The following is an 18,756-nucleotide window of genomic DNA, read 5'->3' on the forward strand; positions in this document are numbered from 1 at the left end:
CGGCGCACCGCCGGCCCCGCTGCGTCAGAACGTCAGCCGGATGACGACGTCGGGCCGCGTGTTGAGGTTGAGCGCGTTCGACTGGGATTCGATGTCGATGCCCTTCCCGAAGCGCTGGACCTCCGACTTCGAGTAGTACGGCAGGCCCACCGTGTTGACGGTCTCGATGTAGTCCGCCGGCGCGAAGCGCGTGATGAACATGTCGGGCACGCCCAGGGGGAACGCGATCGCCTCGCCCTCGGGGATGTACCGGTCCTCGCCGACGGCAGAGCTGACTTCCTCGAACGTGACGCCGCCGAACGAGAAGCCGCGACGGAGATCGTCACGCAGCGCCGCACCCTCCTGCCAGCGGTCGAAGGCCTTCTCGACCTTGTCGTGGCCGGTCAGCTTGTCGAAGAACTCCGGGCTGCAGAACACGTGGATACCGCGGTGCGGCACGCCGCCCAGCGCCTTCTCGACCATGCGCTTGATCTCCAGCACCTTGTTGCGCACGTTCGTGGTCGCGGTGTTGAGGCCGAGCGACGCCGTCGTCTGGGTGATGCCGAACTCGCGGTAGATGTCGATCAGCACCGAGCCGTCGGCGTCGAGGACCTGGCCGCGGATGGCGCCCATGCGGTGATACTCGATGGTGTAGTCGTTGTCCCGCTTGTGCACCGCCTGCAGCGCGCTGACCTTCTGCGTGACCGCGGTGATGGCGCTGTTGAGCTGCAGGTTCTCGCCCGACTCCGGCGGCGCGGCGAGGGAGAACGCACGCGCGTTCTGCACCTCGTCCGCCATGACCGTCGAACGCTGGGGCAGGTGCGGGATCAGGAACGGCTTGGCCTTGCTGCCGTGCAGCGCCTTGGGCTGCGACGGTGCGCCCCGCGGGACTGCGGGCACCAGCGACAGCTTGTGGTCCTGGATGCCGACCAGCACGAAGGTCGTCGAAACCCCGGCCTCGGTGAACAGCCCCATGTCGCCGATGCGGGTCGGGGTATCGGGGAGGTTGTTGATGTTGGCGGTCAGCGAATGGGTGCTGAGCGCGGCGGAATCGACCAGCTGCTGGAGATCCATGGTTCTGCGTCCTCTGAAAAGCAAAAGCCCCGCGAGTGCGGGGCTTGGGGGTGGATGAAGCGGTGGCGCGCGGGCGCAGCGGGATTAGCCGCCGCCACCCCCGGACGGGGGTACGTCCTCGACCTCGACCTGGTCGGTCTCCAGGCCAGCAGGGCGCTGGGTCCAGCGGACGCGGATGCCGATGTCGCCGAGCGACCCTGCGAAGGCGTTCTTCATGGCGTCGGTGTCGGTCTCGGCCCACTGGAGCAGTTCGCCGTGGACCTCGGCATCCCGATCGATCACGGTCGCCTTGACCGCCGGCGCCGCGCTGTCGCTGCCGGTGTCGACGCCGCCGTAGAGCAGCCCCGCGACGTCGGTGTTGGTGGTGGCGACGACGCCGCTGGCCGTCAGGAACGTGCCCGGGCGCAGGTAACCCTGACCGGCGGGGAGGGTGAACAGCGCGCGCGAACGCTCGCCATGGGCCTCGCTCAGGAGGAATTCGGCGGTGTTGCCGGTGGCAGTGATCATTTCGTTGCTCCTCGGGGATTGTTGCGACGTGCGTAGACGCGGTTGGGATCGAGAGACTCGGCTTGCTTGACCGCGGCGGTGACGGCTGCGGTGTTCTGGGTCGGCTGCGCGGTCACCAGTTCATCCCCGACGCTGGCAGTGGCCCCGTCGAGCTGGGCCCGCACCTGCTCGAGCGATGCGCCCGACGAGATGAGTTCGGGGGCCAGGCTGCGCAGATCAGCGGCGCGGCACAGGTCCGCAATGCCGCGCGCACGTTCCAGTTCGCGCGGGACCTCGGCTACTTCCTGGACGTGGCCCAGCAAGGCGACGGCGAGGTCGGGTGCCAGGCCTGCCGCGGTGACTGCCCTGGCGATCGAGCCGGCGGCCGCCAGCTTTGCGGCCTCATCAGGTGCGGGGGCCTCGCCGTCCGCCGTGCTGGGGTCGCCGGGTGGCGCGTCGGCGTCGCCCCCCTCACCCTCTGCGTCGCCATCGGATTCCGCCCCGGTGACCGGCGGCGCGGCGGTCAGCTCGCTTCCCGCGCCGTCTTCGCCGTCGTCCCCCTCCTGCTCGGGTGCATCGACGCCGGGCGCACCCAGGTGGGCGACGAGGTCGTCCCACGTGCCCAGGCGCGTGGCGAGCCCCGCCGCCACGGCGCGGTCGCCGTAGTACACGTCCGCCTGCGTGCTGCGCACGACCGCCTCGTCGATGCCGCGGTACTGGGCCACCGACTTGACGAACAGGCCGTAGGTCGCGTCCACGCTCTCCAGGGCGCGCGCGTGGGCTTCCTCGGACAGCGGGAAGTGCGGGTTGAAGTCGATCTTGCGGTCGCCGGCGTAGATCGGCGTCACCTTGAGCCCGATCTGCGCATCGTTGCCGCTCCAGTCGTAGTGGAAGGCACACACGCCCACAGATCCGGCGCCACCGGTGCGGCTGACCCAGATCTCGTCGCAGGCCGCCGCGATGCCGTAGGCGGCGCTGTAGGCGTAGTCGTCCACCAGGGCGTGAATCGGCTTCTGGCCGCGGCTGGCGTAGATGTGGTCGGTCAGGTCGAACATGCCGGACGCCATGCCGCCGGGCGACTCGATGCGCAGCACGATCGCGCTGATGCCGTCGTCGTGGAGCAGCTCGTCGAATGCCTCGCGCAGCGCGGTATAGCTGACCGGCCCGCCTCCGCTCGGCCCCGGCATCGGCCGGTTGACCAGGCCGCCGCTGATGTTGATCACGCCGATCATGCCGGCCGCCTCGGCCTCGGGCGCGGGCGAAACGCCAGGCACGCGGTCGGTGCTGAGCTGGGTGTCGAGGCTGGTCACCTCCCCGCTGAGGTAGGCATTCACCAGCTGCTCGGCCATAGCGCGGTCGGCCAGCAGTGGCCGGTTGAGCACGGCCGTGGCCAGCGACGAGACGACCGGCGCAGGCTTGGCGCGGCCGAACAGGCGTGCGAGCACGCCAGGCGGGTTCTTCATGGGTTAGCTCCGATCGGATTCGGTGTCCTCGCCGCCGGCGTTGCCTGCGGGCTTGGACTGGGCGCTGCCCGTGCGTGCGACGCGGCGCGGGTCGGTATCGAGAATCAGGCCGCGCGCATCGGCGTCGGCGTTGTCCAGTTGCTGCTGCGAGGCGACCTCCTCCGGATCCTCGCCCTTCCGGAGAATCGTCGCGCTGCGCGAATCGAGCCCGCCGCGGATCGCCTTGATGTCGGCATCGACGTCCTGCACCGGGTGGCTGTACGGCCAGCCCTGCGGCACCCAGAGGGTCTCGGCTACGTCCTCGCGCAGTTCGTCGTAGCCGGGCACGGCCAAGGCGCCCGCCAGCACCGCCCGGTCGAGGTAGGCCTCGCGGATCGGCTGCAGGCAGCGCGGAATCAGGACCAGCCACTGCCGCATCTCGATGAAGCGGCGGAATTCGTTGAGGATCAGGCGCAGTGCGCGATCGCTGACGTTGCGCAGGTCGCCGGTGAGCACCTCGTACGGAACGCCCCAACGGGCGGCGATGGCCAACAGGCCCTGCCGGAGATAGTCGGGGTAGTTGTTGCCGGCGTCCGGCGGCTTCGTTTGGTTGAACTTGCGGCCGGTACCGCCGAGATCGATCGTTGTGGCGGGTTCGAGCCCGGCAAGCGCGATGCCCTCATCCTCCATGCCGACCGGTCCGACAGTGCCGTCCCCCGTCAGGCTTTCGGCCATCGGGTCCGTCGGCTCCCCGTTCTTGTCGGCGTCCTCGAACACGCCGACGAACAGGTTGGCGATCTTCTGGCGCTCGAGGACGGCGTCATCGAGCGCGTCCAGATTGAACATCCGCACCAGCACCGAGGCGGCACGCGGAATGCCTCGGATCTGGCCAGCGCGCACCGGCTCGTAGACGTGGATCACTTCGTCCGCCGGCACGCGCTTGAGCGTCGTCGCGTCGATGTCGGTGCCCGCATGGAAGTCGCCGGGGTGCCGCGGGTACATCCAGTACGCGACCCGCCGGCCGATCAGGTCGAACTCGATGCCGGCGCGGATCTGGTTGCCGTTGCTCGCCGTCCCGTAGAAGTGGGGCGGGCACTGCTCGGCCTCGATCACCTGCAGTTGCAGCGGCACCGGCAGTCCATCGCTCAAGCGGCGGTTGCGCAGACGCACGAAGCACTCGCCGGCCTCCTCGCACTCGCGCCAGATCAGCGCCTGCAGGCCGTCGAGGTTCAGCACGCCGTCGGCGTCGCAGACCTTGCCCCAGCGCTTCCAGAGCTTCTGCTCCCGCGCCCTCCACGCCTTGGTTCCCCACTGCGCCTTGGCCTGGATACCGGTGCCGATGCCGTTGGCCACGCTCTTGTCCGCGGCGGCGCCCGCCCACGGGTCGTTCCGCGCGGCGTTGCGCGCACGGGCAACGATCTCGCCCAGGCTGTACAGCGTGACGACGTTCGGACCCAGACTCGCCGCCCGCATCGGCATCAGGCGCCGACCATTGCCCGCGGCCTTGTAGCCGCCGCCGTGCGTGGTCTCGTTCGGCGCCGCGTATCCGTACATCAGAAGAACCCCTGGCCCGTCTGCGTCATTCGAATGACGCGGCGCACGCGACGGGGCCGTTCGGCACGCTCGATCTCGGCCAGAATTTCGCGGCGGGCCGCGCGCAGCTCGCTGAGGCTCTGGTACTGGACGCGGCGGTCCGCGTACTGGACCGACAGCGTGCCGCTCTTGATTGCGGCCTCCAGCTGCTCGAGGTCCGTGCGGGTGTATGCCATGTCATCGCCTCAGGTACTTGCTCTGCACCACGCGCGGGCGGCGCGTGCGCGGGGGAGTGGGTGGCGGCGGGGGCGGCTCGTCGCCCTTCACCACGTCGGGGTTCGTGTCCCAGCCGGCCGCCCAGGCGGGCGGGTTCGACCAGTTGATCGCTGGCGCCTTGATCCACTGCGCCAGCGTCTCGTTGTAGACGGCGAGGTCGAACTCTTCGTTCCGGCGCTTGCCGAGGTTCTCCCAGCCCTTCGAGGTACGCGTTTCCGCGGTCAGCTCTTCGTAGAAGACCGTCGGCAGCCAGTCGGCGAAGTGGTAGAAGCCCGGTCCCGGATCGGTGCGCGCCACGTTTGCCGCCACCAGGTCTTTCATGCGGTCCACGTTGATCAGCAGCTGGGGCACGTCACCGCGGCTGCCGGTCTTTCGGTCCTTGCGCTTGCTGGAATCGGGCGTGTTCTCCTTCCAGAGGTAGTCCCGGTTCCCGCCGCCCTTCACCAACCGCACGCGCCAGTGCAGACCACGCGCTTTCAGCGATCGCCAGAACTCCAGCGCACGCGGCGCATGGCCCTTCGTGCCGCCCCAGTCGATGCCCACCGCGCGGACCGGCATGGTCCGGCCGCTGGCATCGTCGAGCGGGTAGCGGCGCTGGATGACCTTGTCGACCAGGCGCTCCCAGTCTTCGAGGTACTTCGCGGGCTCCAGGCCCAGGAATCCGCCGGCGCCGTCGGAACGTTCCGACGTGCGCAGCGAGTAGCGATCGACGATCCAACGCTCGAGGCTGCCGCTCTCGCCCGGCCCCCAGCCCATCACCTGGACGACGAACCGGTTCTTCTGGCCGTCCACGGTGGCCGTGAGGAAGTGCACGCCGACCGGCACCGCGCCTGCTGTCCAGCTCTCCGCCCGGCCCTGCATCGCGTTCGGGTTGCTCTCCGAGCGCGCCGCCATCGGCACGTAATTCAGCGCTGCGTCGACGTTGTAGGTCGACTTCAGCGGCTTCTCCTCGCCGGTCTTGGCGTAGACCTTCAAAGCCTGTAGGTATCGCTCGATCAGCGATTCCCAGCTTTGAAACGCCGCCGCCACGCCGCCCAGGTAGTAGCTCCGGGTGCGGGACTCGATCGCTTCGCCGTCGATCGAGCCATCCGGGTGGATCACCTGCCCTTCGCCCACCCAGTCGCCGCGCTGATTCATCCCGTCTTTCCAGCGATCCTCCAGCCCCACGTGGCAGTGCGGGCAGAAGCAGATCGACAGGCGACGCGCCATCGTCAGCATGTCGTCGACCTGCACGCGTTCGAGCAGTTCCTGTTCCGGCGGCAGCCGGAACAAGTCGTAGCCGGGCGCGGCTTGGAAGAACTCGCCGCACTCCGGACAGGGCCAGTACCAGCGGTGCCGATCGCCGCGGTTATACAAGGCGGCGATGCCGGTGGCCGGCGGCGCTTCATGCGGCCGGTCCGGGTTCACCCGCCACTGGCCGTCCTCGTAGTCGGCCTCCGGACTCGACTCGGCGACGACCATGCCGCCGGACATGAAGGTCTGCGTGCGCTTCAACGCGAGGCCGAAGGCCTCATCGATGCCGAGGTCGCCGGTGAAGTTGTCCACGTCGGTCATCAGGACCGTCTTGAGGTCCTTGCCCGACAACACCGAGATCGACGGATGGCCCAGGCGCAGCGACATGCCCGACCGGAAGAACTTCATCAGCACGTTGTCGTCGTGCGCGCGCGGACTGAGTTGCTTCAACAGCTCGGGGCTGCCGCGCAGCGCACGCGTGATTCGTGTCTTGCTGAAGTCGGCCGCGGCGTCCTGCGTCGACTGGATGATCATCACGTCCGACGGATCGCAGGTGATCGTGTAGGCCAACCGACCCTCGATCAACGCGAGCGTCTTGCCCGATCGAGCCGGGCCCATGAACACCACCGCCTCATGCACGCGGCTTTTGGTCGCGTTGAGCGGCTTGACCATGTACGGCGTGGTCGAGGCGTCCCACGGTTCGCCCGAACCGGTGCCGGCGTTGACCCGCAGCGCCCGTGCACCGTCCGCCACCAGGATCCGGCGCGGCGGCCGGAGCATCTGACAGACGTCATTGCGGATGCTACGCGCTGTCGCGTGCGTCGCCATCGCTCTCCGCCGCCATGACCTTTTCGTACAGCTGCTGCCGGACCGCGTCGCAGCGCTCCTGCACCTTCACCACCTGCTCGGGCTTCAGCGCCAGCTTTCGCTCGAGAACATCCGGCAGGGTGTCCAGGAACTGCACGACGTCCTTGACCAGTTCCGCCATGTCGGCCTCGACCTCGACCGCCGGCACGAGCGTGCCCATGGTCACCTCGACCTTCAGCCGCTCGTTTTCGGACTGGTAGTAGTCCTTGCGGTCCTTCGGCGGTAGGTCGCGCGGGTCGATGACGCCACCCTCGCCCACCGCACCCGGCTGGGCGAAGCCGAGCACCGCGGCAGCAACGTCCGCCAGGCGGTACACGTCGTAGCCGCTGCGCTTCGCCGTCGGCGGCACGCCGGCCTCGCGAATTCGATTCGAGACCGTCTTGCGGTCCATCCCGAATTCCTCGGCGAGGCGCGAGATCGACCAGCCCGGCCGGAACTCGCGCACCTCACCCATCACACCCTCGCGATTCCTTGATTTGAAGCCTCAACCGGCAACTGCTGGTGAGGCCATGGAGGCCCGAAAATCTGTCGAAAACCGGGGCCCGAATCCCCCGCGGTAGGGCCCAGTTGGCCGCAGGGTCCCCGCCCGTTCATTGATGTGAAGGGTATGCTTAACATTCCGTTCATCTTCTCCTGAGCGATTCAGTCTTGTGAAGGCTCGTCTTAACATTTTGGCTGCCGAGCGACCGAAAGCGTCATTGGCGGACCTCCTTCACGCGCACCGCGCGGCCCGCCCAGAAGCCCACCTTGTCCATGTCGGGGTTCAGACCGGTCAGGGCCGACATCAGCGCCACGCTGCCGAGGTACCAGCGCAGCCACCATGCGAAGTACACCCGGAACACGACCGACCGCACGGGCGCGTTGTCGATCATCGGATCTGCCCCTCGTCCTGGAATCGCCGGATGCACCTGCGCTCGCCGCGCCAGGCGATGCGGTCCTGCGTCACCACGCCGAGCAGGCTGTTGGCCCAGCCCTTCAGGGCCACGACGTAGCTGTCGGGGATTGCCGCCCCTTCCGCCGGCGCCTGGGGCTCGTCCGGCACGTAGGCAGTCGGCTCGTCCAGGCACGGGGTGATCAGCGGCGCGTCAGCGCGGACGGCCTTCCCGGCGCATCCAGCCAGCGCGGCAACCAGCAGCAGGGCGCAGGCGGTGCGCATCAGTCCTCCGCGCCCGAGCGCAACAGACGGTCGTAGCGATTCCCGACCGCTCGATTCCAGCCCGGCGTGCCCTGCATCAGGCCGGGGAACTTGGCCCGCACCTGCTGCTCGGCCCGACGCCGCGCAGTGGCGCGACGCTCGCACTGATCCATGCTGTATCCGATCGTCGGCATACGGTGCTCCCTCCTGCTCAATCACGCGCGGCGGCGCGGGCTTCTTCTACGGCCGGCGCAAGGCTCGGCAGACCGACGGGCATGACGCACTCGCCGGTCACGCGCACCTCGCGGATCAGCGTCTCCCGTGTGTGGGTGTTGCCCGCGGCCGCGGTACCCTCGGTCCGCGCCTTGGCGAGCTCGCTACCGAAAATCTCGGTCGCCTTGCCCAGGGCCGCGCCCTGCGCCTCGATCGCCGCCCGGGCATCCTCGGCGCGCTGCTCGGCCATGCGAGCGTCGCAGCGAACACTTCCGGTCGCCCAGAAGTACGTCGCGATGCCCGCCCACACCGCCACCACCGCCAGCGCGGTGATCAGCCATCCGACGAGCTTCACGCCGCCACCCCCACCGGACTGCTGATCGCCAGCACCAGGCCCATGACCGCGCGGCGCTTGTCCAGGCTCGATGCGTAGTACGCGTCCCACTTCGCGGTCATCAGTTCCACGGCCACCGCCTGCCAGTCCTCGCGCCGCAGCTGCTCCCACAGGGCCGACCAGTCCCGCAGCTTCTCGGCGCCCAGCAGGTCGCCGATCGCGTACAGGTACGGCAACCGCGGCTCGGCCTCTGGGTGGACTGCGATCAGTTCGAACACCCGACCGCGCAGGATCGCCTGCGTCGCCCGCAGGTCGTCGGCCAGCGCGAAGCTGGCGGTCGCATCGCTCATGGCGCGCTTCTCGATGGGGCGGCCGAACCCATGCCGCAACACGCCCTGCGCGTCCGTCTTCGGGTACGGCTGCATGGGGAACAGGCCCCGGATCAGATCCATGGCCAGCGGATGCGCACGCGACTCGACATCCTGTAGCGCCTGGTCGTCGAGGTCAGTCACCACCGGCAGCCCCATCATCCTTCAGGGAGGGAGGCTGCATCTGCGGCCGCATCCGGTAGACGAAGCTCGAGCCCATTGTCCACAGCGCATACGCGCCGGTGCCCGCGAATAGCCCGTACTGAGCGCCGATCGCGCTGGGATACCGAGAGAAGACCATCACGAAGGCGATGCCGAACCCCAGCAGGCGGGTCACCCGCATGGTGCGGTGCGCCGGCCAGTGCGCCGGCAGCACGTGCGGCAACCACGCGGGCGCGCCGGCGCCGACCAGCATCGCGATGGCCGTGGGCGCGAACAGCGGGAGGCCGAACAGCCCTTTGGCCTCGCCGAACACCCACTGGATCACCGGCAACGACTGCGACGACAGCAGCAGCGTCAGCACAGCCAACACCGTCACGCCGATCCCGGCGCCGGTTTTCTGGCCCGAGGTCACGACAGCGCCTCACGCGCGGTGGCGTGGTAGCCGGCCCACTTCGCCCGCAGGCGCTGACGCGAGGCGGGCGTGCCGCGCGTGTAAGCGCCCGGGCGCCACGTGCGCAGGTACAGGTCCCACGCCCCCTGCACGTCGCTCACAGCGGGCAGCGCGCGCGGGTCGCTCCACAGCAGCAGACGCGCCAGGCCGGCCGCCAGCACGTCATCGTGCTCGATAGCGTTCCAGATCGCATCCAGCGTCGGCTCCACGCCGCGCGCGCGGTACAGGACTGCCGCATGCGCCTGCGTCGCCACGTGCCCACGCACGCCGTGGACCATCCCGCCGCCGCGCTCGCCCTGCCACAGGCTCTTGGCCGGGCCCAGCGTCACAGCGTTGACGATCTGACGGCGATGCCGGAAATCCGCCTCCTGGCCGGCGATCGCCAGCAGCATCACGCGTGCCGCGGGCGAATCCATGCGCGTGGGCAGCAGCGCCAGCGCCGGCGTGATCGCGGTCTCGTTGATCTTGCGTGCGCGCTCGATGCTCATCCTGGGGCCTCAAATGCAAACGCCCCGGCGGCTGGCCAGGGCGTACCGATGTGGTGGATCGCCACCCTCGCCCGCTGCCGCGCGCTGGACCTGCTCAGCCAGCGCGCACGCCGGCGTGCGCTGCGGCAGCGTCTCGTCGACGGGGCCGATGCAGCGCGCGGTGGGGGTGCCGCGATCCGTGGAAACAAAAAGGCCCGGCAGCGTGAACTGCCGGGCCTAGCCCTCTATGCCCTACCGAACGGCCGAGTGCCGCCGCTGGATTCCCGGTTGCCCGGGGCAGGCTTCATCGTGGGGTGTGTGGTAGCAGCGGCCCGATTCGAACGGGCGACCTCGTGGTTATGAGCCACGCGAGATTGGCCGGCTTCTCTACGCTGCTGGAGCTGCTGGCAGCGCGTTATCGAAACTCGCCGCCACGGTAGCAATTAGGCGGGCAAGATCGGTCCCATGCAACTGGGGGCCAGCTGGGGCGGCGCAGATATCCCCAGTTGACCCCCAGTCGTGCAGCGGTCATGACTCAGAGCGCGGCTCCGTGCTCGCTAGCGCAGCTGCAGCGGCCCCTATCGGGACTCCACGCGTGCCATCTGCTTGAATAATTCCGCGTACTGTACTCCTAGTGCGCATACCCACCCTAGACTGCTCCTCGAGCCGCGAACGCAACATCTCGATCCTCACTTGCTGGCCGTCGCTCACTGCTTCCAACTCCGCAACCTTCTGCTGCAGCCTACCCGCCTTCTCGACGTCCATCCGATTTGCTTCTAAGTCGTTTCGCGCTTTATCGAGCAACGCCTTTGTAGCGTCGTGCGCCACTTTCACAGCTGTAATCTCACCGATCGTAGTGGAGAGATCTTGACCTGGCACCACGTCAGCCCAGGTTTCTATTGCGCTACTGGCCTCCTCCAAAATTCTCCGACAAAACTCAACCGTTTCCTCGTAGTTCCGAATCGTGACCTCAGGGTTTCTCTCGATGTGGTCGCGGCGACTGAGGAACACTTCCAAGCGTCGCTCGAACGCACCCGTCTGAACGACCATTAGTTTAAGACCCCTGACCGCAACTCGCCCCCTTGCGACGAGAACCCCGATACTACTGATCTCAGACATTCTGTTGGCAATCCTGCCACCGACCACGCCTGATATCACGGCCATGAGGCCCTGCACCACAGCCCCCATGCCAGACAAATCAGGACGCTGTGCAACGAAAAAAAGCACCAGGACAATCGCAAGCAACAGTAAAGTCCACGGTTCCGCAATGACACGGAAGAATCCAAGCCACTGCCCAACGACGCTATCCGCGCCTCCATTTATTGCTTTCTCAGTCTTCTCGACCTCATCCTGAACTTGGCTCGTCGATCGAATTATCTGCCATCCAAACAGCCTCATACCCCCCCCGTTGCGTTAGTTGCCGAGCAATACAATACAACTAACGATCCTCGAACACGCGACGCCGAAAGTCCCTGCGCGCACCGTCCAGCGCCTGCTGCAATACATGCGTGGCGCAGCGGTAAACCTCGACGTAGCTCGACCTGCGCATCTTGGCCTGGCGCGCCTGGGCGCTGTACGAGCCGCGGCGCTCCGGCCAGACCAGGTCCTGCACGGCGTCATAGGTCACCAGGCGCAGGCGCCAGCGGTCGGCCGGAGCCTGCAGGTCCAGCGGAGCCGAGCGCTGCAGCAGCACCTCGCGCACGACCGCGCGGTAGGCTCGCGCCATCACGCGCACCAAGTCGCCACGCTCGGCGCGCATGGCGACGGCGAGCGCCGCCTCTCGCTGCAGCGGGTCTCGCATCAGCGCCACCGCGGCGGCGACGTCGCCGGACTGGAGGGTCGGCCGGGAGCTGCGCCCCTCCACCGGCACGCGGTAGCCGCCCGGCACCAGCATGCGGGCCACCAGCTCGAGCGGATCCCGCTCGTCCGTGTGTGGCGCCAGCGCGCGCTGCATCGCCGGCGCCGTCACCGAGACAGCCCCTCGGGCGCCTCGGCCGTGAACCAGCCGCCCCACGCCCACATCCCGAAATCGATCCACCCCTTCGCGCTCCACTTCATCAGCAGGTAATAGCCCCGCTTCTCGTTGATGCCCAGCCCACACAGCAGGCCCGTGACGACGGCGGCGCCGCCCCAGTAGCCATTCCCCCGGTTGCCGTCGGCGTCCCGGTAGTCCGCCGCGGCCAGCCGCAGAGCGGCGTAGAGGTCGACCTCGTCCTGCCTCCGCATCTGGCTCATGCGGCGCGCTCCACGGCTGCTGGTACTGCTACGCCCTTGGAGCGCAGGAACTCCGCGGCGACGCGCTTGAGCGCGGCCTCGCCCAGGTCGGCTCGCTCGACCAGCGGCCCTCCCGGATTGCGCACGCCTTCCGACTGCTGCCGCTTCACGCCCAGCACGTCGATGACGATCGGGTCGCTGCCCTCATCGCTCTCCAGGTAGTAGGCCATCACTGGGTCCGCCTGACCGTCTCGATCCACACGGCCCAGGCACTGCTCGTGCACACCCGGCGACCAGTCGAACTCGCCGAACACGACCGTCCGGCACACGTGCTGCAGCCCGTCCACGCCGGCGCCGCTCCGCAGCGACATGATCATCACCTGCGCGTCGCCTTCGACGAATGCGCGCTTCGCCTCCGCCTTCTGGGCCAGCGACTCGCTACCGCTGTAGAGCACCGGCCGCAGGTCCGCCATCCGCTGCATCCAGATCCGGTACACCTCGCGGTGCCAGCCGAACAGGACGACCTTCTCGCCGGACTCGACCAGCATCCGCACGAACTCGGCCACATAGGGCGCCTTCGCGACGCCGGTGGCTTGCCGGACCATGGCATCGAACTCGCCGGCGGCCTGCATCTTCTGGCCGCGGTAGGCCTCACCCTGCTGCAGGACGATCTGGGCCAGCGCGACCGCATCGCTGCCCAACTCCTCGAGCGCCACGCTGTCCGATTCCACCAGGTGCGGCACAATGGTCACCGGCGGCAGCTCGCGCCCGACATCCCGGCGCGTGCGCCGGAGCATGATGCCCTCGCGGCGCAGGTAGGCACCGAACTGCTCCGGGTCGCGGAGGCGAGCGGCCTGGCCGGGAGCTGCCGAGCACCACTCGCGCACGAACTCGTCGCGCTCGCCCAGCGCACCAGGCAGCAGGACCTGCACCACGTTGAAAAACTCGTCGCCGTAGTTGTAGATCGGCGTCGCCGACAGTCCGAGCCTCAACTGGACTGCGCCGGCGAGGTCGCGGCACGCCCGGTAGATCTCCGTCCCATCGCGCCTCAGCTGCTGGCATTCCTCGAAGATCACCAGCCGCCCGATCTCGGCCAGCGTGTCCGACCAGCCGCGCAGCTTGTGGTAGCTGACCACGATGACGTCCGGGATCGTGTCCCAGAGATCGGTGCGCCGCTGGCCCTTCTGTCGCACAAGCGGATACACCCGGCTCTTGCGGATCGTGTGCACGCGCAGGGCCGGCGCGAACTCGCGGAGCTTCTCGGTCCAGTGCCCCGGCAGGTGCGCCGGCACCACCACGATCGCCGGCACGTTCTGCGGCTGGGTCATGGGGCAGATGGCCGAAACGGTCTTCCCGACACCCACGTCGTCCGCCAGCAGCAGGCCGCCCCGTACCGGGAGGAGCGTGCCCGGCTCGCGCTGGTAGTCGCGCGGCGGCTTGGCCAGCTTGAACGGCAGCAGCTCGGCACGCCCGGCGACCATCTCCGCGAGGCGTAGTTCCTGGTCGACGTGACGCGCCGTCTGGGCCTCAAGGTGACCTGCGTCGGCTGGCGCCAGCTCCATCGGGTAGCGGGTCAGGAACCAGGCGAGCTCGCGGCTGTTCTCTGGGGTGTCGGACAGCTGGATCACGCCCCCCGACTGCGGAATGCGCGGGAACACCCGGCGGATTCGGGCGCGCACGTGTGCCTCGCAGGTGATCTGCCAGCGCCCGTCGGCGCGGGCGATGCTACCGAAAGTCGTCATCATAGAGGCCTCATCAGGAATGCGATCGCGAACGGCTTGCCGCCGAGTTGCTGCGTCGGGTACACGCCCCGGGCCCACGCCTTGGACGCGGCGAGCACAGCGCCGTCGATCTCGGGGTGCGCGAGGTAACGCTCCACCTGACGTCGCGCGGTGTCGACGGAGCCGGCGACCTTGATCTCGAGCGCAACCCGCGTGTCCGGCAGGTAGAAGTCCAGGCGGTCGGAGCGCGACACCGGCCATTCGCGCTCGAACGCGATGCGGGCCGAGGTCAGCACCTCCGCCACCGCCTCCTGAAGGTCGACCTCGGTGGCGAAGCGGTACCGGTACTGGCCCAGCAGCAGCTGGAGACGGGGAACGGTCGGCGTCATGCTGCGAGCCTCGTCGAGCTCGCCGATTCCAGGTTGGCCGCAACCAGTGCGCGCAGCGGCGGCGGGCTGACGCTGTTGCCGACCATCGCGACGCTGCGGCTCACCGACACCGCCCGACCATCCGCGGTACGGTCGATGATGTAGTCGGCCGGGAAGCCCTGGGCGCGGAACAGCTCACGGCGCTGCAGCATCCTCAGACCGATGTCGACGATCACGTAGGGCGTGCCGCGGATCGTGACCGTCACCAGCGCGAGCCGGTCCTTCGTCGTGATCGCGTGGGCCGGCTCCGTCAGCCCGCCCCATTGACCGCCCTCTCCGTAGTAGCGGAGCAGGAAGGCGGCGACCTGCAGAGCACCGGCTTCGTGCTCCGGGCTCAGCTGACACTCCAGCACCGCGTGATGTTCGCCGCCTGCCGACAACGTGCGGACGGGCTCGCTCGCGGCCGCGCCGACGTTGTCGCCTCGCAGCGTCACCATGTTGGCGGTGCAGAGCCGCTGCTGACTGCCGCTGGTCGAGATTGTTGATACCGGCTCGCCAGCGGCGCGCGGTCGCGAGGTGTTGCTGTTGGGGCCGCCGGCCGCTTGCTCGAGGAACGCGGTCAGGACGCCCAAGGCGTGGGCGGCACCGGCCGGTCGAGCAGCGCCTGCACCGCTGGTGATCGTCGGAGCGGGCTCCTGCACGTCGGCGCCATCGCTGCCGCCGCGGAACTTGACCAGCGCGGCGGTCACGGCCGCATGCTTCTGTCCGTCGACCACGGTCCCGAGCGGCTTGCCCAGGCCCGGCACGCGCGGCGCCTGCCCGGATCGCTCCCCGTAGCCCGTTTGCACCAGCGTCGCCGCAGCCAGCGCATGGGCGCCGCCCTTCGGCCAGGCGGTGACGACACCCAACGGGGTGTCTGCTGGCGCGATTCCAGCTGCGCTCGCGTTGGCACACTGGACCAGTGTGGGCGACACCAGTGCGCTGTCGGCCTTGGAGGTGAGCGTCTGGGTCGGTGCAGTCGTCCCGCGCTCCTGCGTCTGGCCCATGCGGCCGCCGACGCCCACGATGAATGGCTCCGCCGCCTCCAATACGTACCGGTGGATGCCTCGCGCGATGCGGCGCAGCGTCGCGTCGGCGAGCGGCTTCGGTCGCGAGAAGATGGACGGACAACCGATCGACCAGTCGATGCAGTCGGCGGCAGTGACGTACGGATGCGCTCGGTCAGGGCCGTGCGTCGGAGCCGGCCAGATGACCGGTTCGCCGTCCCGGCGCCAGAGGCCGAACAGCCGGTCGCGGCTCGTGCCGGCGCCGTAGTCGCACGCCCGCAGGCGCTTCGCCTCGCCCACGTAGCCGAGCCCACGCATGACACTGCAGAACCGGCGCCAGGTTCGCCCCTCGCGCCGCTTGTCAGGGATCAGGTACTGGTTCTGCACCGGCACCCGCTCGCCGCGGTCGGCCACTCGGTTGACCATGCGCGTCGCGCCGGTGTCGGGATCGACCTCCGGGACCAGGTCCAGAGTCAGGACACGACCGGTCTTGCTGCAGCGCTTGGCGACAAGCGGGCCCCACTTCTGGATCTGGTGCACGTTTTCCAGGCTGATGATGCGCGGCCGCACGGTGCCCGCCCACTTCGGCACGACCCAGGACAGGGCACGCACCTTGCCATTCCGCGGCTGTCCGCCCTTGGCCTGGCTGAAATGCGTGCAATCCGGAGAGGCATGCAACCAGCCGACCGGCCGGCCCGCGGTCTCGCGGCGCGGGTCCGCTTCCCAAACGTCCTCGCACATGTGGCGGGTCATCGGGTGATTCGCGGCATGCAAGCTGACCGCCCACGGGTTGTGGTTGATCGCGATGTCGACCGGCCGCCCGAGCGCTTGCTCAAGCGCGGTGCTCGCGCCGCCGCCGCCGGCGAACAGGTCCACCACGATCTCGCCCTTCCTGAGCGCGGAGACCGCCATGGTGCGCGGGATGTTGAATTCGATCTGGCGGCTTCCGTCAGCCATGGTTTGCCCCTGAGCAGGTGAGGCGCGGCCCGAGGACCGCGGTGGTGTGGATGGCCGGCCAGGCGGGGTGCAGGGCCGGCGGCGGGATGCGGTTGCGCGGGATGTCGCGCGGCATGGGCGGGCGATACGGCCCGACCTCGATTTGCCGCCGGACGGCTTTCTTGGCGCTCGCGCGGGACGCCCCCTCCGACAGGACTGGCGACGCCTGGGGCGGGGCCACACGCAGGACGCGACGCTCCCGAGGGCCTGAGCCGGGGACGACCTCGATGCGCTGGTCGTCGAGCAGCTTGCGCAGCGCGCGGCGCACCTCGCGCGCGGCGCTCAAGTCGTCCTGCGCGAGGAAGCGCACCACCGCAGACACCCTGATCGGCTGGCACCGACGGATGGCCTCGAGCACGCGGCGCGGCATGGATGTGCGCGCGTCAGCCATGGCCGCGCCCTCCCCTCGCCTTTTCGAGCGGGGCGCCCAGCGACGCCGCGCCGGCGTCGATCGAGACGCACAGCACGCCATCTACGACCGTTTCATAGGGCAGCTGGTACTCGTAGCCCGGGTTCGGACGCAGCTCGACCGGGTACCGGTCCTGCAGCTCGCGGGCGCGCTTGGCGTCGGCCGGCGACATCGGCTCGAAGATCTCCCGGATCATTCGAGCTCGATCCGGATCGGGTAGTGATGTTCGACCTCGCGCCGCTTGAGCCGGAACACGGGTGTCTCGCGACCCTTGACGTCGACGTAGCGCACGCGGCCATCGGCCAGGAACTCGACGAAGTCGACAACCAACTTGGTGCCGCCGGGCAGATGCACCGGCGTCTGGCGCAGGAAGTAGATGACCTCGCCGGACTTCACGCGCAGCTTGAGCCGCTGGTAGTAGGTCGCCTCGCGCTTGCTGTCGAACCGGATCCCGTCGACCACAGTGGGCACCGCGCCGTACTTGTTCCTCGGCTCGCGCGAGGCTGCCGCCGCCGGCGCGGCCGGTCGGTATCCGTGCTGACGATCGTGCAGCGCGCGCATGCCGGCCGGCATGGCGGCCGCGCTCGAGTAGCGGAGCGACCTGGGCGCCTTGCTCATGCGGATGGCACCTCCACGCCGGCACGCGCGAGGGTGTCGCGGGCGCGCGCCGTGAACTCCATGTGCTTGCGCAGCTGCTCACGCTCGAAAGCCTCGCGGTCGGCGCGCTGCTGTGCCAGGAACGCGGCGGTCATGTCCCCTACCGTCAGCATCGCCTCGGTCCGAAGGTCCACTGCCGGCGCCGAGACGCGCGGCGACGGCGCCAGGTCTTCGTCATCCGGCGGCAGCGGCATCGGGGAGCGCTCTTCACCATCTGCGGCTCGCCACATAGGGACCGATCTGGCGTGAGCGGAAGAGTGGATAGCCGCTGTGTTCACCACTCGGCCCGTGGACCGCAAGACCCGCAGGATGCCGGCGACCTCGACGCCATCGAGGCGCGCGAAACAGGCCTTCGGATGCCCCTCGCGCATGGCGAGGGTGCCCATCGTCTCGGCCAGATCGGCCGCGCTGACCGGCCTAGTCTCCCGAGTGATGCAGTACAGCGCCAGCTCGCGCCGGTACTCGCGCAGGTCTTCGCTCATGACGTCCTCCGGAACGGCCGCGCGGCCGAATAGGTCGCGCAGCCCAGGCGACGCGCTTGCGCTCGGACGCTGCGCCGCGCGGCTTCGTCGCGCGCGGCGAGGCGCCGCTCGAGCTCGGCGATCGTCGTGGCACCGGCGCGGATGAGATCCGTACAGCCTCGGCTGCGGTACGCAGGAAACTCCGCTGCGATGTCCTGCAGCGCGCGGAACTCGCGACCCTCGAACAGGTAGCTCATGCGTCCGGGCCTCCGGCGGCGCGCTTCCGGTCCGGCTCGTCGACAATCGCTCCTTCCTCGGCCGCACCAGCGGGCTGCAACGCGCTGTCCAACAGCCCCGCCATGCGCTGCGCGTTCTGCAGGATCTCGGCCCGGCGGTCTGCCGAGGGCGCCGAGTACGGCTGGGCGGCGGCTTCCTCGATGGCCGCCACAGCCGGCTCGGGCAGCGCTCCGCCCCGCAGCACGTGCTCGCGGGCCACGGCATATGCCTCGGCGAGCAGCCGATCGGCATGGCGCGCGTCCGTCATGCGGTACTGGTACGGGTCGAGGTGCTCCCAGACGAGCCGCGCGAACGGCGAGCGGACGGTGGCATCCGCGCGCAGCTCCAGGCGCAACTCCGTGAGCGTCGGCACGTCCATGCACAGCGCGCGGAACTGCCCGATCCGCGGCGGCCATTCGGGATGGCTGAGGATGCACCGCTGCAGGCCGCGGGCGAGCTGCGGCCCGGTGATGCCGACCAGCCCCTCGCGCCAGACCTCGCCCGCCAGCGTCAGCGCGCCGTTGTCGTCCTGGGGCGCGTCGCCGTTGTCGTTCTCCCACGCCGCGCCGTACATCACGCCCATGCGCT

Annotated in this window: 26 protein-coding genes and 1 tRNA gene; all 27 read right to left on the reverse strand. The window is 69.1% G+C overall.

From position 1 onward, the window contains the following. Positions 1–24 precede the first annotated feature (24 nt). The gene (locus WQ56_RS00615) at positions 25–1,053 is read right to left on the reverse strand and encodes a major capsid protein (protein WP_047135132.1); all 1,029 of its coding nucleotides are present in this window, start codon (positions 1,051–1,053) and stop codon (positions 25–27) included. A gap of 84 nt (positions 1,054–1,137) precedes the next feature. Beyond that, on the reverse strand, positions 1,138–1,560 hold the full coding sequence (locus WQ56_RS00620; RefSeq protein ID WP_052772739.1) for a head decoration protein: 423 nt from the start codon (positions 1,558–1,560) through the stop codon (positions 1,138–1,140). Then, positions 1,557–2,984, reverse strand: a complete 1,428-nt coding sequence (locus tag WQ56_RS17485) for a S49 family peptidase (protein WP_197076391.1) — start codon at positions 2,982–2,984, stop codon at positions 1,557–1,559. The genes WQ56_RS00620 and WQ56_RS17485 overlap by 4 nt, the downstream gene beginning before the upstream one ends. Before the next feature lie 21 nt (positions 2,985–3,005). Beyond that, a complete protein-coding gene (locus tag WQ56_RS00630) occupies positions 3,006–4,535 on the reverse strand; it encodes a phage portal protein (RefSeq protein ID WP_047135133.1) in 1,530 nt (509 codons plus the stop codon). Beyond that, on the reverse strand, positions 4,535–4,750 hold the full coding sequence (locus WQ56_RS00635; RefSeq protein ID WP_047135134.1) for a hypothetical protein: 216 nt from the start codon (positions 4,748–4,750) through the stop codon (positions 4,535–4,537). The genes WQ56_RS00630 and WQ56_RS00635 overlap by 1 nt, the downstream gene beginning before the upstream one ends. A 1-nt stretch (position 4,751) precedes the next feature. Further along, the gene (locus WQ56_RS00640; protein ID WP_231583308.1) at positions 4,752–6,803 is read right to left on the reverse strand and encodes a terminase gpA endonuclease subunit; all 2,052 of its coding nucleotides are present in this window, start codon (positions 6,801–6,803) and stop codon (positions 4,752–4,754) included. Positions 6,804–6,825: 22 nt separating this feature from the next. Next, positions 6,826–7,344 (reverse strand): DUF1441 family protein, encoded by a 519-nt coding sequence (locus WQ56_RS00645; protein WP_047135136.1) that lies wholly within the window; start codon positions 7,342–7,344, stop codon positions 6,826–6,828. Positions 7,345–7,585: 241 nt separating this feature from the next. Beyond that, on the reverse strand, positions 7,586–7,762 hold the full coding sequence (locus tag WQ56_RS18960; protein WP_197076392.1) for a hypothetical protein: 177 nt from the start codon (positions 7,760–7,762) through the stop codon (positions 7,586–7,588). Continuing rightward, a complete protein-coding gene (locus WQ56_RS00650; RefSeq protein ID WP_047135137.1) occupies positions 7,759–8,046 on the reverse strand; it encodes a hypothetical protein in 288 nt (95 codons plus the stop codon). The genes WQ56_RS18960 and WQ56_RS00650 overlap by 4 nt, the downstream gene beginning before the upstream one ends. After that, the gene (locus WQ56_RS18365) at positions 8,046–8,219 is read right to left on the reverse strand and encodes a hypothetical protein (protein ID WP_156170146.1); all 174 of its coding nucleotides are present in this window, start codon (positions 8,217–8,219) and stop codon (positions 8,046–8,048) included. Before WQ56_RS18365 ends, WQ56_RS00650 begins: the two co-directional genes overlap by 1 nt. Positions 8,220–8,236: 17 nt before the next feature. Then, positions 8,237–8,593, reverse strand: coding sequence for a hypothetical protein (locus WQ56_RS00655; protein WP_047135138.1), 357 nt, complete (start codon positions 8,591–8,593; stop codon positions 8,237–8,239). Next, positions 8,590–9,099 (reverse strand): hypothetical protein, encoded by a 510-nt coding sequence (locus WQ56_RS00660; RefSeq protein WP_052772741.1) that lies wholly within the window; start codon positions 9,097–9,099, stop codon positions 8,590–8,592. Before WQ56_RS00660 ends, WQ56_RS00655 begins: the two co-directional genes overlap by 4 nt. Continuing rightward, positions 9,077–9,514, reverse strand: coding sequence for a hypothetical protein (locus WQ56_RS00665; RefSeq protein WP_047135139.1), 438 nt, complete (start codon positions 9,512–9,514; stop codon positions 9,077–9,079). Before WQ56_RS00665 ends, WQ56_RS00660 begins: the two co-directional genes overlap by 23 nt. Further along, complete coding sequence (locus WQ56_RS00670) at positions 9,511–10,041, reverse strand: hypothetical protein (RefSeq protein WP_047135140.1); 531 nt, start codon at positions 10,039–10,041, stop codon at positions 9,511–9,513. The genes WQ56_RS00665 and WQ56_RS00670 overlap by 4 nt, the downstream gene beginning before the upstream one ends. A gap of 298 nt (positions 10,042–10,339) precedes the next feature. Then, positions 10,340–10,417 (reverse strand) — tRNA-Met (locus tag WQ56_RS00675). Between the two features lie 131 nt (positions 10,418–10,548). Then, entirely contained in the window at positions 10,549–11,418 is an 870-nt protein-coding gene (locus tag WQ56_RS18370; RefSeq protein WP_156170150.1) for a hypothetical protein, read from the reverse strand. Positions 11,419–11,458: 40 nt separating this feature from the next. Continuing rightward, positions 11,459–11,974, reverse strand: a complete 516-nt coding sequence (locus tag WQ56_RS00680; protein WP_156170152.1) for a hypothetical protein — start codon at positions 11,972–11,974, stop codon at positions 11,459–11,461. Between the two features lie 11 nt (positions 11,975–11,985). Beyond that, entirely contained in the window at positions 11,986–12,255 is a 270-nt protein-coding gene (locus WQ56_RS00685; protein WP_047135141.1) for a hypothetical protein, read from the reverse strand. Continuing rightward, the gene (locus tag WQ56_RS00690) at positions 12,252–13,979 is read right to left on the reverse strand and encodes a DEAD/DEAH box helicase (RefSeq protein WP_047135142.1); all 1,728 of its coding nucleotides are present in this window, start codon (positions 13,977–13,979) and stop codon (positions 12,252–12,254) included. The genes WQ56_RS00685 and WQ56_RS00690 overlap by 4 nt, the downstream gene beginning before the upstream one ends. Further along, positions 13,976–14,344: a hypothetical protein gene (locus tag WQ56_RS00695; RefSeq protein WP_047135143.1), complete on the reverse strand. Its 369-nt coding sequence runs from the start codon at positions 14,342–14,344 to the stop codon at positions 13,976–13,978. Before WQ56_RS00695 ends, WQ56_RS00690 begins: the two co-directional genes overlap by 4 nt. Beyond that, positions 14,341–16,326, reverse strand: coding sequence for a DNA cytosine methyltransferase (locus WQ56_RS00700; protein WP_052772743.1), 1,986 nt, complete (start codon positions 16,324–16,326; stop codon positions 14,341–14,343). Before WQ56_RS00700 ends, WQ56_RS00695 begins: the two co-directional genes overlap by 4 nt. Beyond that, a complete protein-coding gene (locus WQ56_RS00705; protein ID WP_156170154.1) occupies positions 16,319–16,756 on the reverse strand; it encodes a hypothetical protein in 438 nt (145 codons plus the stop codon). The genes WQ56_RS00700 and WQ56_RS00705 overlap by 8 nt, the downstream gene beginning before the upstream one ends. After that, a complete protein-coding gene (locus tag WQ56_RS00710; RefSeq protein WP_047135145.1) occupies positions 16,749–16,970 on the reverse strand; it encodes a hypothetical protein in 222 nt (73 codons plus the stop codon). The genes WQ56_RS00705 and WQ56_RS00710 overlap by 8 nt, the downstream gene beginning before the upstream one ends. Further along, complete coding sequence (locus tag WQ56_RS00715; protein WP_082132107.1) at positions 16,967–17,392, reverse strand: DUF1064 domain-containing protein; 426 nt, start codon at positions 17,390–17,392, stop codon at positions 16,967–16,969. The genes WQ56_RS00710 and WQ56_RS00715 overlap by 4 nt, the downstream gene beginning before the upstream one ends. Further along, the gene (locus WQ56_RS00720) at positions 17,389–17,913 is read right to left on the reverse strand and encodes a hypothetical protein (RefSeq protein ID WP_047135146.1); all 525 of its coding nucleotides are present in this window, start codon (positions 17,911–17,913) and stop codon (positions 17,389–17,391) included. Before WQ56_RS00720 ends, WQ56_RS00715 begins: the two co-directional genes overlap by 4 nt. Beyond that, positions 17,910–18,149 (reverse strand): hypothetical protein, encoded by a 240-nt coding sequence (locus WQ56_RS00725; protein ID WP_047135147.1) that lies wholly within the window; start codon positions 18,147–18,149, stop codon positions 17,910–17,912. The genes WQ56_RS00720 and WQ56_RS00725 overlap by 4 nt, the downstream gene beginning before the upstream one ends. Continuing rightward, the gene (locus tag WQ56_RS00730; RefSeq protein ID WP_052772744.1) at positions 18,146–18,751 is read right to left on the reverse strand and encodes a hypothetical protein; all 606 of its coding nucleotides are present in this window, start codon (positions 18,749–18,751) and stop codon (positions 18,146–18,148) included. Before WQ56_RS00730 ends, WQ56_RS00725 begins: the two co-directional genes overlap by 4 nt. Between the last annotated feature and the right edge of the window lie 5 nt (positions 18,752–18,756).

Source organism: Luteimonas sp. FCS-9, assembly GCF_001014645.1.
Classification (GTDB): domain Bacteria; phylum Pseudomonadota; class Gammaproteobacteria; order Xanthomonadales; family Xanthomonadaceae; genus Luteimonas.

Coding starts and splice junctions, on each gene's coding strand:
- WQ56_RS00650 (WP_047135137.1), bottom strand. CDS start 8,046: ATGCGCACCGCCTGCGCCCTGCTGCTGGTTGCCGCGCTGGCTGGATGC.
- WQ56_RS18370 (WP_156170150.1), bottom strand. CDS start 11,418: ATGAGGCTGTTTGGATGGCAGATAATTCGATCGACGAGCCAAGTTCAG.
- WQ56_RS00720 (WP_047135146.1), bottom strand. CDS start 17,913: ATGAGCGAAGACCTGCGCGAGTACCGGCGCGAGCTGGCGCTGTACTGC.
- WQ56_RS00645 (WP_047135136.1), bottom strand. CDS start 7,344: ATGGGTGAGGTGCGCGAGTTCCGGCCGGGCTGGTCGATCTCGCGCCTC.
- WQ56_RS00685 (WP_047135141.1), bottom strand. CDS start 12,255: ATGAGCCAGATGCGGAGGCAGGACGAGGTCGACCTCTACGCCGCTCTG.
- WQ56_RS00730 (WP_052772744.1), bottom strand. CDS start 18,751: ATGGGCGTGATGTACGGCGCGGCGTGGGAGAACGACAACGGCGACGCG.
- WQ56_RS00690 (WP_047135142.1), bottom strand. CDS start 13,979: ATGATGACGACTTTCGGTAGCATCGCCCGCGCCGACGGGCGCTGGCAG.
- WQ56_RS00670 (WP_047135140.1), bottom strand. CDS start 10,041: ATGAGCATCGAGCGCGCACGCAAGATCAACGAGACCGCGATCACGCCG.
- WQ56_RS00725 (WP_047135147.1), bottom strand. CDS start 18,149: ATGAGCTACCTGTTCGAGGGTCGCGAGTTCCGCGCGCTGCAGGACATC.
- WQ56_RS00660 (WP_052772741.1), bottom strand. CDS start 9,099: ATGGGGCTGCCGGTGGTGACTGACCTCGACGACCAGGCGCTACAGGAT.
- WQ56_RS00635 (WP_047135134.1), bottom strand. CDS start 4,750: ATGGCATACACCCGCACGGACCTCGAGCAGCTGGAGGCCGCAATCAAG.
- WQ56_RS00640 (WP_231583308.1), bottom strand. CDS start 6,803: ATGCTCCGGCCGCCGCGCCGGATCCTGGTGGCGGACGGTGCACGGGCG.
- WQ56_RS18960 (WP_197076392.1), bottom strand. CDS start 7,762: ATGATCGACAACGCGCCCGTGCGGTCGGTCGTGTTCCGGGTGTACTTC.
- WQ56_RS18365 (WP_156170146.1), bottom strand. CDS start 8,219: ATGCCGACGATCGGATACAGCATGGATCAGTGCGAGCGTCGCGCCACT.
- WQ56_RS00705 (WP_156170154.1), bottom strand. CDS start 16,756: ATGGCTGACGCGCGCACATCCATGCCGCGCCGCGTGCTCGAGGCCATC.
- WQ56_RS00700 (WP_052772743.1), bottom strand. CDS start 16,326: ATGGCTGACGGAAGCCGCCAGATCGAATTCAACATCCCGCGCACCATG.
- WQ56_RS00695 (WP_047135143.1), bottom strand. CDS start 14,344: ATGACGCCGACCGTTCCCCGTCTCCAGCTGCTGCTGGGCCAGTACCGG.
- WQ56_RS00715 (WP_082132107.1), bottom strand. CDS start 17,392: ATGAGCAAGGCGCCCAGGTCGCTCCGCTACTCGAGCGCGGCCGCCATG.
- WQ56_RS00630 (WP_047135133.1), bottom strand. CDS start 4,535: ATGTACGGATACGCGGCGCCGAACGAGACCACGCACGGCGGCGGCTAC.
- WQ56_RS00710 (WP_047135145.1), bottom strand. CDS start 16,970: ATGATCCGGGAGATCTTCGAGCCGATGTCGCCGGCCGACGCCAAGCGC.
- WQ56_RS00620 (WP_052772739.1), bottom strand. CDS start 1,560: ATGATCACTGCCACCGGCAACACCGCCGAATTCCTCCTGAGCGAGGCC.
- WQ56_RS00680 (WP_156170152.1), bottom strand. CDS start 11,974: ATGCAGCGCGCGCTGGCGCCACACACGGACGAGCGGGATCCGCTCGAG.
- WQ56_RS00615 (WP_047135132.1), bottom strand. CDS start 1,053: ATGGATCTCCAGCAGCTGGTCGATTCCGCCGCGCTCAGCACCCATTCG.